This is a genomic window from Nitratiruptor sp. YY09-18 (assembly GCF_016593235.1).
GTDB lineage: Bacteria > Campylobacterota > Campylobacteria > Campylobacterales > Nitratiruptoraceae > Nitratiruptor.
Genome location: NZ_AP023065.1, coordinates 423,574 through 437,826, shown reverse-complemented (window position 1 = coordinate 437,826; position 14,253 = coordinate 423,574). Strand labels below are relative to the sequence as shown.

General features: G+C 33.2%; 13 protein-coding genes. 7 read left to right on the top strand and 6 right to left on the bottom strand.

Annotation, left to right across the window (positions count from 1 at the left end; translation table 11 throughout):
- The first annotated feature begins 2 nt into the window (after positions 1-2).
- The 7 genes from JG734_RS02520 to JG734_RS02490 all read left to right on the top strand — a co-directional run bounded on the left by JG734_RS02520 (position 3) and on the right by JG734_RS02490 (position 8,609).
- Positions 3-1,007: a cyclic GMP-AMP synthase DncV-like nucleotidyltransferase gene (locus JG734_RS02520; protein WP_201333463.1), complete on the top strand. Its 1,005-nt coding sequence runs from the start codon at positions 3-5 to the stop codon at positions 1,005-1,007.
- Positions 1,007-2,617: a ThiF family adenylyltransferase gene (locus tag JG734_RS02515; RefSeq protein ID WP_201333462.1), complete on the top strand. Its 1,611-nt coding sequence runs from the start codon at positions 1,007-1,009 to the stop codon at positions 2,615-2,617. The genes JG734_RS02520 and JG734_RS02515 overlap by 1 nt, the downstream gene beginning before the upstream one ends.
- Positions 2,614-3,063, top strand: coding sequence for a Mov34/MPN/PAD-1 family protein (locus tag JG734_RS02510; RefSeq protein WP_201333461.1), 450 nt, complete (start codon positions 2,614-2,616; stop codon positions 3,061-3,063). Before JG734_RS02515 ends, JG734_RS02510 begins: the two co-directional genes overlap by 4 nt.
- 225 nt (positions 3,064-3,288) lie before the next feature.
- Complete coding sequence (locus JG734_RS02505) at positions 3,289-4,653, top strand: RNA-binding domain-containing protein (protein WP_201333460.1); 1,365 nt, start codon at positions 3,289-3,291, stop codon at positions 4,651-4,653.
- A 92-nt stretch (positions 4,654-4,745) separates the two neighbouring features.
- On the top strand, positions 4,746-7,718 hold the full coding sequence (locus tag JG734_RS02500) for a DEAD/DEAH box helicase family protein (protein ID WP_201333459.1): 2,973 nt from the start codon (positions 4,746-4,748) through the stop codon (positions 7,716-7,718).
- Positions 7,719-7,961: 243 nt separating this feature from the next.
- Positions 7,962-8,219, top strand: a complete 258-nt coding sequence (locus JG734_RS02495) for a hypothetical protein (RefSeq protein WP_201333458.1) — start codon at positions 7,962-7,964, stop codon at positions 8,217-8,219.
- Positions 8,220-8,273: 54 nt separating this feature from the next.
- On the top strand, positions 8,274-8,609 hold the full coding sequence (locus JG734_RS02490) for a hypothetical protein (protein WP_201333457.1): 336 nt from the start codon (positions 8,274-8,276) through the stop codon (positions 8,607-8,609).
- Here the strand turns inward: JG734_RS02490 and JG734_RS02485 are convergent.
- Genes JG734_RS02485 through folK form a run of 6 tightly spaced genes read right to left on the bottom strand, consistent with a single transcriptional unit; the run spans position 8,606 to position 14,252 of the window.
- Positions 8,606-9,181 (bottom strand): ComF family protein, encoded by a 576-nt coding sequence (locus JG734_RS02485; protein WP_201333456.1) that lies wholly within the window; start codon positions 9,179-9,181, stop codon positions 8,606-8,608. The genes JG734_RS02490 and JG734_RS02485 overlap by 4 nt on opposite strands.
- On the bottom strand, positions 9,181-10,974 hold the full coding sequence (gene lepA, locus JG734_RS02480) for a translation elongation factor 4 (protein WP_201333455.1): 1,794 nt from the start codon (positions 10,972-10,974) through the stop codon (positions 9,181-9,183). Before lepA ends, JG734_RS02485 begins: the two co-directional genes overlap by 1 nt.
- Before the next feature lie 12 nt (positions 10,975-10,986).
- Positions 10,987-11,916 (bottom strand): ribose-phosphate pyrophosphokinase, encoded by a 930-nt coding sequence (locus JG734_RS02475; RefSeq protein WP_201333454.1) that lies wholly within the window; start codon positions 11,914-11,916, stop codon positions 10,987-10,989.
- A gap of 33 nt (positions 11,917-11,949) precedes the next feature.
- Positions 11,950-12,969 (bottom strand): tRNA 2-thiouridine(34) synthase MnmA, encoded by a 1,020-nt coding sequence (gene mnmA, locus JG734_RS02470; RefSeq protein WP_201333453.1) that lies wholly within the window; start codon positions 12,967-12,969, stop codon positions 11,950-11,952.
- Between the two features lie 9 nt (positions 12,970-12,978).
- Entirely contained in the window at positions 12,979-13,785 is an 807-nt protein-coding gene (locus JG734_RS02465) for a P-loop NTPase (RefSeq protein WP_201333452.1), read from the bottom strand.
- Positions 13,785-14,252: a 2-amino-4-hydroxy-6-hydroxymethyldihydropteridine diphosphokinase gene (gene folK / locus JG734_RS02460; RefSeq protein WP_201333451.1), complete on the bottom strand. Its 468-nt coding sequence runs from the start codon at positions 14,250-14,252 to the stop codon at positions 13,785-13,787. Before folK ends, JG734_RS02465 begins: the two co-directional genes overlap by 1 nt.
- Position 14,253: the final 1 nt, after the last annotated feature.

The following is a 14,253-nucleotide window of genomic DNA, read 5'->3' as shown; positions in this document are numbered from 1 at the left end:
AGATGGATTTTGATAAACAATTTAAAGAATATCATAACAAAATAAAATTATCATCAGCAAAAAAGAAAGAATTAATTGGAGATAGTAGAGAAAAAGGTAGTAGAGATGCATTAAGAGATAGGATAAAAAAAGATTTCGAAGAGAAAGGACGAAGACAACCAAAATTTTTTATGCAAGGTTCATTTTCCATGAATACAACTATTAATCCTTTGAGTGCAGAATACGATTTAGATGATGGAGTTTATTTACAAAATATTGACACATCAAAATCAATTGAAGAGTGGGAAACACCTGAAACAGTTCATAAATGGATAGTTGAGGCGGTAGACGGGCATACAAGCAAAAAACCTACTGATAAAAATTTATGCGTAAGAGTTCATTATGCAGATGAGAAAAAACATATTGATTTACCAATATATACACAAAAAGAAAATATTTATTATTTAGCTGTGAAAGGTAAAGGTTGGATTGAAAGTGATCCTAAAGAGATTAAGGATTGGTTTTTAAAAGAAGTTAGTAAAAAAGGGGAACAATTTAGAAGAATAGTAAGGTATATGAAAGGATGGAAAGATTTTAGAGAAGATGAAAATAATCAAATAAAACTTTATGGAGGTTTTCAATTAACTGTAATGACTTCTTACAATTATGTTTCATCTGATAGTGATGAAGAATCTTTTTATAATACTATTAAAGGTATAAAATCAAATTTATGGAGATATGAACATAAAATACCTCATCCCATAAATGATAACAAAAATATTATTGAACATTATAGTGAAACAAGAAGAAAAAAATTTGCAGAAGAATTTGAAAAAATGTTTGAAAATGCTAAAAACGCTTATGAAGAGATAGATTGTGTAGAAAAATCTAAAAAATGGCAAAAAATATTTGGAGATAGATTTCCCATATTGAAAAAGGAAGAATGTGAAGAAAACAATAAAGAAGAGGAAGCAGCAAGAATCACAGGCACAACTGATATTACATACACATCAGAAAGACAAGCTTAATGCAATATATAGAAAATTGGTTATTGCAAGAAAAAGAAAAAGCTAAAGAGTTTTTACAAAAAAACAATTTTAAATTTAATAAAATAAAAAATTTTTTTTGGAAAAAGCTTAAGTTTAAATATAAAACAATTTTTTTACGGATTATTTTACCTGAAAAATTCCCTTTAGAGTATCCCAAATTTTATATTGACCAAGAAGAGTGGTATTTAAAATATCCCCATATTGAGAAAAATAAAAAATTTGGATTAAATATATGCTATATAGAAAATAATGAAAAAACAGCATTATTTGATGGCATGCTACTTATTAAAATAGCTTTAGAAAAAATTTATAAAATAATTCAAAATTATGAAAATAATACCTTTGACAAAAAAGATTTTTTAAATGAGTTTGATTCTTATTGGGGTGAAAAGTTTATTTATTTAGATGCACAAAGAATTTTAAATGAACCAAAAATAATTAATTTATTAGAAGTTCAAAAATTAAAAGAAATTGCGACAACTGACATAGAAAAAACAAAAAAAGCTTTAAAAAACATGAAACTAAAAATATTAAACCAAAAGAAAATTATTTTTCTTCCTTTTTTTGATAAGTTTACTTATCCTTTTCCTAAAACTAAGAGTGCAATTCTAGATATTATAAATACCTTAGGATATAAATATTTTTTAGAAAAATATATTGAACACTCAGAATTAAAAGTAATCTTTTCATTTAAAATAGACGACCATTTACACTATGGAGCATTCCAATTTCAAAAACCGTATAAACAATATTTGATTGATCCCGAAATAATCCCAATAGGAATTCGAAGAATAGATAGAAATAGAATATTTTCACGTGGTGGAAATTTTATAACTCAAAAAATTGCTGAAACTTCAATAGAAGTTGCAATTATTGGATGTGGTTCTCTTGGAGGATCTTTGGCATTTAAATTAGCAAAAAGTGGTGTAAAAAAATTATTGTTAATTGATTATGACATTTTAACAGAATCAAATATAGCACGACATATTTGTGGTATGAGATATATTAATGAGCCAAAAGTAAAAGCATTAAAAGATTTTTTATTAGAACAATTTCCAGATATGGAAATAGAAATATTTCCGAGTAATGCTATAGAATGTTTAGATAGATTAACTCAAACGAATTTAATAGTTTCAGCAGTAGGAAGTGAAGGAGAAATTTTTGAACAATTACTTTTTCAATTAAAACATAGTAAAAATTCAAAAATTTATATTCCCCCAGTTGTTTTAACATGGTTTGAAGGTCCTGTAGCTGGTCATGCAGTATTAATTAAGGAAACAGATATTAATGAATTATCTATTTTTTTTAAAAAAATTTCTGTTATTGAAAATTCTAAAAAAAAATTATTAACTTTATTAGATATAGGATGTAATAGTTTATATTCTCCTTATGCTTTTATAGATGCAGAAAATGTAGTATTACATACATCATTATTAATTACTGATTATATAAAATCTCTTGGAGAAATAGAAGAAACAGTAATTACAATTTTTAATAATACAAATTTATATAATGATTATTTAAAAACTGAGTATAAAAATATTTCACCCTACACAATACAAAAATACAAATTAAAAGAAATATTATGATCAAAATGAGCAAAAATTTAAAAGTAGAATTTGATAATTATTGTATAAAAAAACTAAAAAAATATCAACAAAAAAATGGAGAACCTGAATCAGGTGGTATCCTTGTAGGAGAAATCTATCCTAAACAAAACAAAGTTATTATAAAGGATATTGTTGTCTCTAAAAAGGCCAAGAGAAGTTTTAGAGGAATTAATATTGACAAAAAAGAAATGCAAGAAGAATTAGAAAAAATCAGGGAAAAAACTAATTATAGATATTATTATATAGGAGATTGGCATACACATCCAGAAAAATATCCAAAACCTTCATGGATAGATAAAATATCATATAAAAAAACTTTACAAAATATAATAATACAAACTAATTTTGTTGTTTTTTTAATAGTAGGCAATGGAAAAGATTTAACAAAAAGTATGTGGCTAGAAGTTAAGTTTATTAAAAAATAAAACAAATTACTAAAAAGGCAAATAATAATTAAAATACCATTCAAAAAAACAATAAAAATTTTCCAATAAATTGAAAATATAATAAAATTAAAATTAGTAAAAATTATACCATTAAAGTATCTATTTATATTCTTAATAATAACATTAAGAATACATGCCAGTTTCTATAGATGTATAATGTTGATAAATTATTTTAAGCTAGAAACCATTATTTAAAGGCAATCAATGTTAATCGAAGAAATATTAAAAGGCGAAAATAAACGTCTTGAGTTTAAAGAGAAACTGCCTTCAAATGAAGCAATAGCAAAAACCGTAGTAGCTTTTAGCAATACTGCCGGTGGGAAGCTAATAATTGGTGTTAGTGATGATAAAAAGATAGTAGGAATTGATGAAGATAAAGTATTTGAGTATGAAGAAAAAATAGCTTCAATCATTAGCGATTTATGCTATCCACTTATTTTACCAGAAATTTATACCCAAAATATCAATGGAAAAGTTGTTTTAGTTATAGAGGTTTTTCGTGGCTCAATGCTGCCATACTATCTAAAAAATAGAGGAAAACTAAAAGGCACTTTTGTTAGAGTTGGATCGACTAATAGATTGGCTGATGAAAATATTATAGCAGAGCTTACACGTCAGCGACAAAACAGAAGTTTTGATGAAGAGGAGAATTTAGAGTACAGTTTAGATAGTTTAGATTTAAAAGTTATTTATGATGAATTTAAAAAGATTGGTAAAAGTTGCAATTATGAGAAATTAAAAAATCTTAAATTAATAAAAACATTGGGTAGTCAAGATTTACCAACAAATTCCCTTCTCATCACTCTTGGAAAATTTGATAATAGCTCAATTAAATGTGCAAGATTTAAAGGAACTACAAAAGAGATTTTCATAGATAAAAAAGAGTTTACAGACAATCTCTTTTTAAATCTTGAAAATACTATAAAATTTTTGCAAAACCATCTCAATTTACATGCCAAAGTAGAAGGATTACAGCTAAAAGAAGAGCTTGAAATACCACTTATTGCTTTAAGAGAAGCACTTTTAAACGCTATTATTCATAGAGATTATACAAGAAATAGTGATATAAAGGTCGCAATATATGATGATATAGTCGAAATTGTCTCACCTGGAACTTTTCCAAATGGACTGAGTTTAGAAGATGTAATAAGTGGCAGAAGTGAATTGAGAAATAAAAGTTTAGCAAATTTGTTTAAAGAATTAAAATATATAGAAAGCTGGGGAAGCGGCATAGAAAAGATTACAAAAGTTTGCAAAGAAAAAGGCGTAAAATTTGAAATAAAAGAAGAACCAAGCTTTGTAAATGTAGTTTTTTATCGAAAAACCAGCAAAAAACCAGCGAATAATCAGCGAAAAACCAGCGAAAAACCAGCGAATTTAACAAATCAAGAAGAGATTATCTACAATTATTTAATAGATAACAAAAAAATAGATGTGCAAAAAACACAGGATTTATTAAAAATAAAATCAGCAAGAGCAAGAGAGATTTTAAGCAATATGGTTAAAAAAGAGATTTTGGAAAAGATAGGAAAAACGAAAGGTAGTTATTATATTTTAAAAAACAGATAAATAAAGGTGTAAAAATATGGGTAAAAAATTGCAAAAATTACCCATATATATCATTTATGTGTATAAAAAAGATTTTACCTATAAGGATTTAAATGAAATTCCACTTCAAAGAGCAACAATATCAAGTCGATGCAGTAAATAGCGTCTGCGATCTTTTTGATGGTCAACCAAAAAAAGAGCTGATAAAATATATTTTTTATAAAGAGATAAAAAAAGATGGACTTATTGAAAAAGAGATTATCTATAATACATTTGCAAACCCAAAACTTTTAGTAAGGGACGAAGAGATTTTACATAATCTAAAAATTGTTCAGAAAAGAAATTCTCTCAAACCTTCTAAAAGATTTCAAGGACTCAACTTCACTGTTGAAATGGAGACAGGGACAGGGAAAACCTATGTCTACACCAGGACAATATTTGAACTCAATAAGCGTTATGGATTTTCAAAATTTATCATTATGGTGCCAAGTGTCGCGATTCGTGAAGGAGTGCATAAGAGTTTGGAAATAACGCAGGATCATTTTAAAGAGATCTATAATAAAAAACTTCGATTTTTTATCTATGATACTAAAAGACCAAGCAATCTCACTAATATCAAGAGTTTTGCCGAAAGCAATGATATTTGGGTGATGATAATGAACTATCAAGCATTTGCTACAAGAGCAAAAGAGGCAAGAAAAATCTATGAAGAGCTTGATTTGATGAATTCAAACAGGCCAATTGATGTGATTAGATCAACACGCCCTATTGTTATTATCGATGAGCCACAAAAGTTTGGAAAAACATCTGAAGAGAAAATCAAAGAGTTTGATCCACTTTTTATATTGCGTTATTCCGCTACACACAAAAACATTTTCAATCAAGTCTATAAACTTGATGCTATCGATGCATTTGAAAAAAAACTGGTAAAAAAGATAAGTGTCAAAGGAATAGAGGTTAAAAACACTACAGCAACTACAGGATATCTCTATCTTGATGAGATAATTTTAAGCGACAAGCACTATCCAAAAGCAAGAATAGAGTTTGAAGTAAAGCAACAAAATGGTGTTAAAAGAGTATTTAAAACACTCAAAGAGGGAGACAATCTCTATGAACTCTCAAATAACCTCACTGAATATAAAAATGGATTTGTCATTAAAGAGATAAATGGTCTAACCAATGAAGTAAAACTTATAAACGGCACTGTTTTAAAACCAGGTGTTGCTCAAGGTGAAGTAAATGAAGAGCTGCTAAAACGCATCCAAATACGTGAAACTATCAAAAGCCATTTTGAAAAAGAGCAAATCCTTTTTAAAAGAGGTATCAAAGTATTAAGCCTCTTTTTTATTGATGAAGTAAAAAAGTATCGTGATTATGATGCACCCCAAGCAAAAGGAGAGTATGCAAAGATTTTTGAAGAGGAGTATGAAAAGTTAAAGAATGAGATGAAAGATCTCTTCAATCAAGATTATTTTGCACATTTAGATAGCTTTAGCACTGATGATATCCATGAGGGTTACTTTAGCATTGATAAAAAAGGTAGGCTCAAGGACGCTAAAGAAAATGACGAAGATGCGTATGAGCTGATTATGAAAAACAAAGAAAGGCTTCTTTCGTTTGATACGCCTGTGAGATTTATCTTTTCACATTCAGCACTTAAAGAAGGGTGGGACAATCCAAATATTTTCCAAATCTGCACTCTACGCTACTCAAGATCGACAATCTCTAAAAGACAAGAGATTGGGCGGGGTCTTAGAATTTGTGTGGATAGAAACGGCTATAGAATGGATAAGCAAGTTCTAGGAGATGAGTTTTTTGATATCAATAATTTAACTGTCATAGCAAACGAGAGTTATGAAAGCTTTGCTAAAGCATTACAAAATGAATTTTTTGAAGATATTGATAGACCACTTACATTTACTGTTGAAAACCTTAAAGGCTTGAAATTAAAGAATAGAGAAATTGACGAAGTTTTAGCAAACAGATTGGTTGTTACTTTTGCAATGAATGGATATATTGATGAGAATTTTCACTTAAGTGATAAAGTAAGGGAGGATATCGAAAAGGATAAGCTTATACTTCCTAAAGATTTGCAAGAGTATGAAGATGATATTATAAAATTTGTCCAAAAAATAGATGCTTCAAGTGTGCTGAGAAACGCAATTGAAGATGAAAAAGCAAAAAATGTGAAGTTAGAAAAACTTACACCAAATGAAAATTTTGCAAAGTTTGAAGAGTTTTGGAACAAAATTAAATTCAAAACAACCTATAGAATCGATTTTGATAGCAATGAGTTGATAGAAAAAGTGATTGAGCGAATTAACAAAGAGTTAGAAGTTAAAAGAGTAAAAATTGAGATAGTTGAAAGTGAGCAAAAAGAAAAAATACGGCTTGATGAAAATATGTTTGAAGCTAAAAAAAGAGTAGTTTTGCAAAGTGATATTGCTCTCAACAATATCAGATATGACCTTTTAGGAGAACTTAGCCGCTCTACTTATCTCAAAAGAGAAACAATTGCGAAAATTTTGCAAGGTATCAATCCTAGTAAATTTGATCTATTTAAAATCAATCCAGAAGATTTCATCATCAAAGTGCGCGACATTATCGAAGAAGAAAAAGCCACCATCTTCATCAGTGCTATCAATTACGATGTAAGTGGTGAATTTGAGAGTGAGATTTTTACAATAAATAATTTCAAAGGAAAAATTGATGAAGATATTATAAAAGTTAAAAAGCATATCTATGATTATTTAAAATTTGATTCTAAAATAGAAAAAGAGTTTGCCAAAAATTTAGAAACTGGTGATATTATCGTTTATGCAAAACTGCCAGGTAAATTTAAAATCCCGACACCAGCAGGATACTACAATCCAGATTTTGCCATTCTTTTTAAAAAAGAAAAGACTATCTATTTCATAGCTGAAACCAAAGGGAGTTTAAAATCAATGGAGCTTAAAGGCAAAGAAAAAGCAAAAATAGAGTATGCGAGAAAACATTTTTCTTATCTTTCCGATCATCAAACAGATGACAATAGTAAGCTTATATATAAAGTTGTTAATAGTATAGAAGATTTGGATTTTGTATAAATAAGATTAATAATCAAAACTATGCTACAAAAAGAGGAAATTATGATACAAAAATTCGGAGCCAAAGAACTGGAAGCCCTTATCTACGGTGTTTTAGAAAAGTTTTTTGCAAATCCTGCATCCGGAGCCACTTTTTCATAAATCCTCTCGGTTTAAATGAAATCTCCTAGCTTGAATGCGTTTTACAACACTTTTGCAACACTCTGCTGCTATAATTTTTTCCAAACAATATAAAGGATAATTATGAAAAAATTTGTTGCGATTGTACTTTCGTGTGTATTGGCTACTTCGATTTTTGCTGCTTCTAGCAAGAAACCGCAATCATTTGAAAAAGTGAAAAAAGCAAAAATTGCAAAACTTCAAGTCAAACTTGAAACTATCCAAAAACGCATCAGCTGCATCAAAAAATCAAAAAACAGCAAAGATATCAAGGTATGTGAAAAACGCTATCCTCTTGTGAAGCGTAGCAAAAGCAAAAAGCATAAAAAGAGCAAAAAATAATCAAAATTTAATCAAGACTTCTCTATCATAAGAAAAAAGATAGAAGGAGTTTTGATGCATATATCTAACGAAGGTCTTCTCACACAGCTTGGCTATCATGCCAATAGCGCAAATCTTATTCAACTAGAAAACATAGCCAAGTCTACAAGCGGCTATGAACAGATCAAACGCCACATTCTCGCTCTTCATGATCATCTCAAAAACTTTGAAGGGTTTGTGGCACTCTCTAATTCTAAACCATACTTTAAAATCAAAATAGAAACAGATGATCCAAATATCTTACAAGCAGCTCTTGATGAACTTTTCAAATGGGCACATAAATACAACGTCAACCTTCAAAAAGTAGAAGGAAAAGAGACCTACTATATCACCGGCATTCAAAAAGATTAACTATCACTCCTCGCAGCATCTGCGAGAGTGATTGCAAAGAGCACCTTGTCACCAGTAGCCTCAATAGCACTCTTTGCCTCTTTGAGTGTTGTACCTGTTGTAATAACATCATCGACTACTATTACTTCTCCCAGCCCTCCTTTATACCTGAACTGACGAGGATGAGCAAGACGATACTCTAAACTCTTACCAGCATAGCTGACACTATTTGAAGCATAGAGAGCATTAAAGTGGGGCTTGAGATACTTTGATCCTAAAGCTTTTGCTAAAATTGCAGTATGGGAGTATCCATATTGTGTAATTTTCGCATCAACTGGTACCAAAGCAGCAGGATAGCAAAACTCCTGAGAGAATTTTTGTAAACTATTTTGCGCCAAGATTTTGTAGATATATTTGCCAACATGGTGGTATTTAAGATGCAAAAGATCCTCAATCTCTTCAAAACTATAAAAGCTATAAACATAAAAACCTTTAAATATTTGGCGTTTATGAAGATTGGGTGCAAGGAGAGTTTTTTGGCATTTTTTACAAATGTGAGGCAAAGAGAATGCCCCACATACCAAGCATCGCATCAGTCGATCTTCAAAACACTCAAAAATGCTTCTTGAGGAAGCTGTACTTTTCCTATCGCTTTCATGCGTTTTTTACCAGCTTTTTGCTTTTCCAAAAGCTTTCTCTTTCGTGTAATATCGCCACCATAACACTTAGCAGTAACATTTTTGCGCATCGCACTTACTGTCTCACGAGCTATGATTTTATTGCCGATACTTGCTTGAATAGCCACTTCAAAGAGCTGCTTTGGAACGAGCTCTTTCATCTTTTTGACTAATTCTCTTCCTTTATATTGCGCTTTGTCGCGAGGCACAATGATAGAGAGTGCATCCACCACCTCTCCCGCTACGCGGATATCAAGCTTGACAAGATCACCCTCTTTATAACCGCTCGGCTCATAATCAAAACTTGCATACCCTTTAGTTACTGTTTTGAGCTTATCATAAAAATCCATCACGATCTCATTCATAGGGATTTCATACTCTAGCATCACTCTATCTTGTGTGATGTAGTCCATTTTCAGCTGGATTCCGCGCTTTTCACTTAATAGATTAAGAACATTTCCCAAAAACTCTGTCGGTGTTATTATTGTAGCTTTGACATATGGCTCATAAATAGTGTCAATCTCTTGCGGAGGTGGCAGTTCACTAGGGTTTTGAATCTGCAGCTCTGTTCCATCAGTCTTTTTGACTTTATATGTAACCGTTGGAGCAGTAGCTATAAGATCAAGCCCAAATTCCCTCTCAAGTCTCTCTTTTACAACCTCCATATGTAAAAGTCCCAAAAAACCCACACGAAATCCAAAACCAAGAGCTGCAGATGTCTCTGGCTCATAGGTTATAGCTGCATCGTTGAGCTTGAGTTTTTCAAGTGCTTCACGTAGATCTTCAAATTTGTCGGTATCAATAGGATAGAGTCCAGCAAAAACGAAAGGTTTCGCTTCTTCAAAACCTTCAATTGGCTCAGCTGTTGGATTGGCTGCATCAGTAATCGTATCACCCACTTGTACATCGCCAATGTTTTTGAGCCCCATGACGACGATACCAATCTCGCCTGTTTTAATTGCATCGGTCTTTTGCGGTTTGATTGGGTGGGGATACATGAGATCTAGCACCTCATGTTTCTTGCCAGTGCCCATAACGAACACTTCTTGCCCTTTTTTAATCTCACCATCAAAGACTCTTACAAGTGCCAATGCTCCAAGATAGCTATCAAACCAGCTATCATATATGAGAGCTTTTGTAGGTGCATCTGGGTTACCTTGTGGAGCTGGTATGCGCTCTACTATCGCCTCTAATAGCTCTTCTATTCCTATTCCTGTCTTTGCACTCACCTCAATTGCATCACTGCAATCTAGTCCAATCGTGTTTTCGATATCCTCTTTGACCCGCTCTGGATCTGCTGCAGGAAGATCGATTTTGTTTATTACGGGGATGAGCTCAAGGTTGTTTTCAAGTGCGATATAGACATTTGCAATCGTTTGCGCTTCTACTCCCTGACTGGCATCAACTACAAGCAATGCTCCTTCACTCGAAGCCAAGGATCTGCTCACCTCATAGCTAAAGTCCACATGGCCTGGAGTATCAATGAGATTGAGGATGTACTCTTTACCATCTTTTGCTTTGTAACGCAGGCGAACACTTTGTGCCTTGATCGTGATACCGCGCTCTTTTTCTATATCCATAGTGTCCATGACCTGCTCACTCATTTTACGCTCATCTATAGCACCGCAGGTTTGGATGAGCCTATCAGCAAGCGTACTTTTGCCATGGTCGATATGAGCAATAATCGAGAAATTTCTAATATTTTCCATAGGTACCTTTAATTAGTGAAAGAGGCTATTGACACTCTCGTTATAGTAAACTCTTCTAATAACTTCGCCAAAGAGATTTGCAACAGAGAGGACTTTGATTTTACTGCTCTCTTTTTTAAGTGGCAGCGTATTTGTCACCACAAGCTCATCAAGCTCACCCTCTTCTATTCTCTCATATGCTGGACCACTGAGCACTGGATGCGTACAGCAGGCCATAACTGAATTTGCACCCTTTTCTTTGAGGGCTTTTGCAGCTTTGACGATAGTTCCAGCAGTATCTATCATATCATCTACAATGATCACATCTTTCCCATCAACATCACCAATGATATTCATCACTTCTGATTCATTCGCTTTTTCTCTTCGTTTATCCACTATCACCATATCATATCCAAGCTTTTGAGCAAAATATCTCGCTCTTGCTACACCCCCAATATCTGGGCTAGCTACGACGGGATTTGGGAGATTTTTGCTCTTGACATACTCTTTAAAAATGATTGATCCATAGAGGTTATCTACAGGAATATCGAAAAAACCCTGAATCTGTCCAGCATGCAAATCCATAGTAATAACACGCGTAATGCCAGCTTTTTCCATCATATTGGCTACAAGTTTTGCAGTGATCGGTACTCTTGGAGCGGCTTTTCTATCCTGTCTTGCATAGCCAAAGTATGGAACGACTGCTGTGATTGAAGCAGCACTTGATCTACGCAGTGCATCAGTCATAATGAGCAATTCCATCAAGTTATCGTTTGCTGGAGCACCTGTTGGTTGCACAATAAACACATCGCGACCACGCACAGACTCTTGAATCTGCACATTGATCTCACCATCACTGAAGCGACTCACAGTCGCTTGTGAAAGAGGCACACCAAGATACTGCACCATTTGCGCTGCAAATTCTGGATGAGCAGTTCCAGAAAACACCTTATAACCACGCATTATCACTCCTATAAATTTTTGTCGTAATTATAGCTAAACTATCCAGCCTCCACCTAGCACCTTCTCTTCATCATAAAAGACTCCAGCCTGTCCCTTCGCAAGCCCATAGACAGGTTCTTGGAGCTCGGCAACTGCTACATTTCCATCACGTTTGACTTTGCAAGGAACTTTATGTGTGCGATAGCGTACTTTGATAAAGGCATCAAACTCTTTGTCATCGATGAACATGTTGAGACCACTTAGCACCACTCGCTGCTTTGCTAACTGCTCTTTATTACCCACAACAATGATATTTTTCTCAGGTATCACATCAAGTACATAGTGAGGCTCAGTTGCTCCATGAACCCGAAAACCTTTGCGCTTGCCGATAGTATAGTGCATATAGCCTTTGTGCTCTCCTACCACTTTCCCTTTTGTATTGAGTACCTTCCCTGGCATATCCACCTCAGTGTGTTCTTTGAGCACATCGATATAGCTTTGCTCTACAAAACATATCTCGCTACTCTCTTTTTGCTCTGCAATTGATTGAAGCAAAGGAATTTTCAGCGCCTCTTTTTTTACATCCTCTTTATACCAGTTTCCAAGAGGAAAGATGATACGGGGCAAAAACTCTCTTTTGAGATTAAAGAGGAAGTAGCTTTGATCTTTGCTCTTATCAGTTGCTTCATAGATAAATTTGCCATCAGTCTTGGCATAGTGGCCAGTAGCTACCCTCTCAATGTCAAGCCTATCTGCCATCTCCACAAGTTCAGTAAACTTCATCACTCTGTTGCAAAGTGCACACGGATTGGGTGTGAGCCCGGCAATGTACCCTTCTACAAATGGTTTATAGACTCGTTCGCTAAACTCTTCGGTTCTATCTTCTATGTGGTATTCGATATCTAAGAGCTTGGCAACCTTTTTGATATTTTCGATATTTTTTTTATGGTATTCAGCACGGGGATGAAACATGAAGTAGACACCAACAACTTCGTAGCCCTCTTTTTGCAGTAGTGTGGCGGTAAAGGAGCTATCCACTCCTCCACTCATCGCAAGTAGTACTCTTTTTTTCACTCCTTCTCCTCATATTTTTTGTAGCAGCCTTTTGAAAAATACCGCTATATTTGGGGTCTCTTTGATATGTTCTCCATCTTTTGTGAGTGAATTTGTAAGTTTTTTTACAATGTCACTCAGCTCCATTGCTACAATCGATGAAGGTTGCTCCTTTGCAACAAGCTGGCGTGCTTTGCTGCACTCTTCGACAACATCACTCTTTTGCACAAATCCCAAAAGTTCTAGATTGAACTTTTGAGGAATATGACGCTCGGCAACACTTTGAATCTTTTGAAAAATCTCAAGAGCCTCTTTTTTATTTTTGGCTCTATTGATAATCATATAAAGATGATCTTTTATCTTTGCGCTATATTTTATCATAGAATAAGCATCCATTATAGCTGAAGGGTCTGGAACTGTCACAATTATAGTATCTGTAGAGGCTCTTATGAAGCTTTGTACACTCTCACCAATACCTGCTCCGGTATCAATAATGAGAAAGTCAAGATCTGCAAATTTTTCTATCCCTTTATAAAACTTATCAAGTAATTCCTGATTGTCAAACTCCAAAATCTCTTCACCACTCTCACCAGGAATGAGGTAGAGATTGTTATTGATCTGTATCACACACCTTTCAAAAGAGACTTTTCCTTTCATTACGTCCAATATGGTAAATTCTGGCTTGACACCCAAAATAATATCTTGATTGGCAAGCCCAATATCTGCATCAAAAATTGCTGTTTTATATCCATAAATGGAGAGGAGATATGCAATATTGGCTGCAATTGTACTCTTGCCAACACCACCTTTACCACTGGTTATCGTAATAAACCTCATCAAACCTCCAAAATATATCTCATTGGTTTCACTACAGATTCTCTCTCACTCCAAAAAGGGTGCGGTATTACTAAATCCTTCTCCTCAATTTTTAAATCATTAAAAAAGATTATATCTATATCAAGAGTGCGTGGAGCGTTTTTAAATGTTCGCTCTCTTTTCATACGTTTTTCTAGATAGAGTCCATAGCGTAAAAGCTCTCGTGGTGACATATTCGTCTCAAATGCGATAACACCATTGTAAAAATCTGGCTGATCTAAAAATCCAAAAGGGGGATTTTTTAAGATTGGGGATGTTGCTTTGAGAGATATTCTTGGATTGTTTTTGAGAATTTGCAAAAGTTTTTTGAATCTTCTTGGAACATTTCCGATATTTCCCCCAATCCCCCAGATTGCAAAGTTACGCTGTTTGTGCGATAGAAAAACTCTTGGAAACTCATCGAAAAAGTATAGATTTCCTAAACGCAAA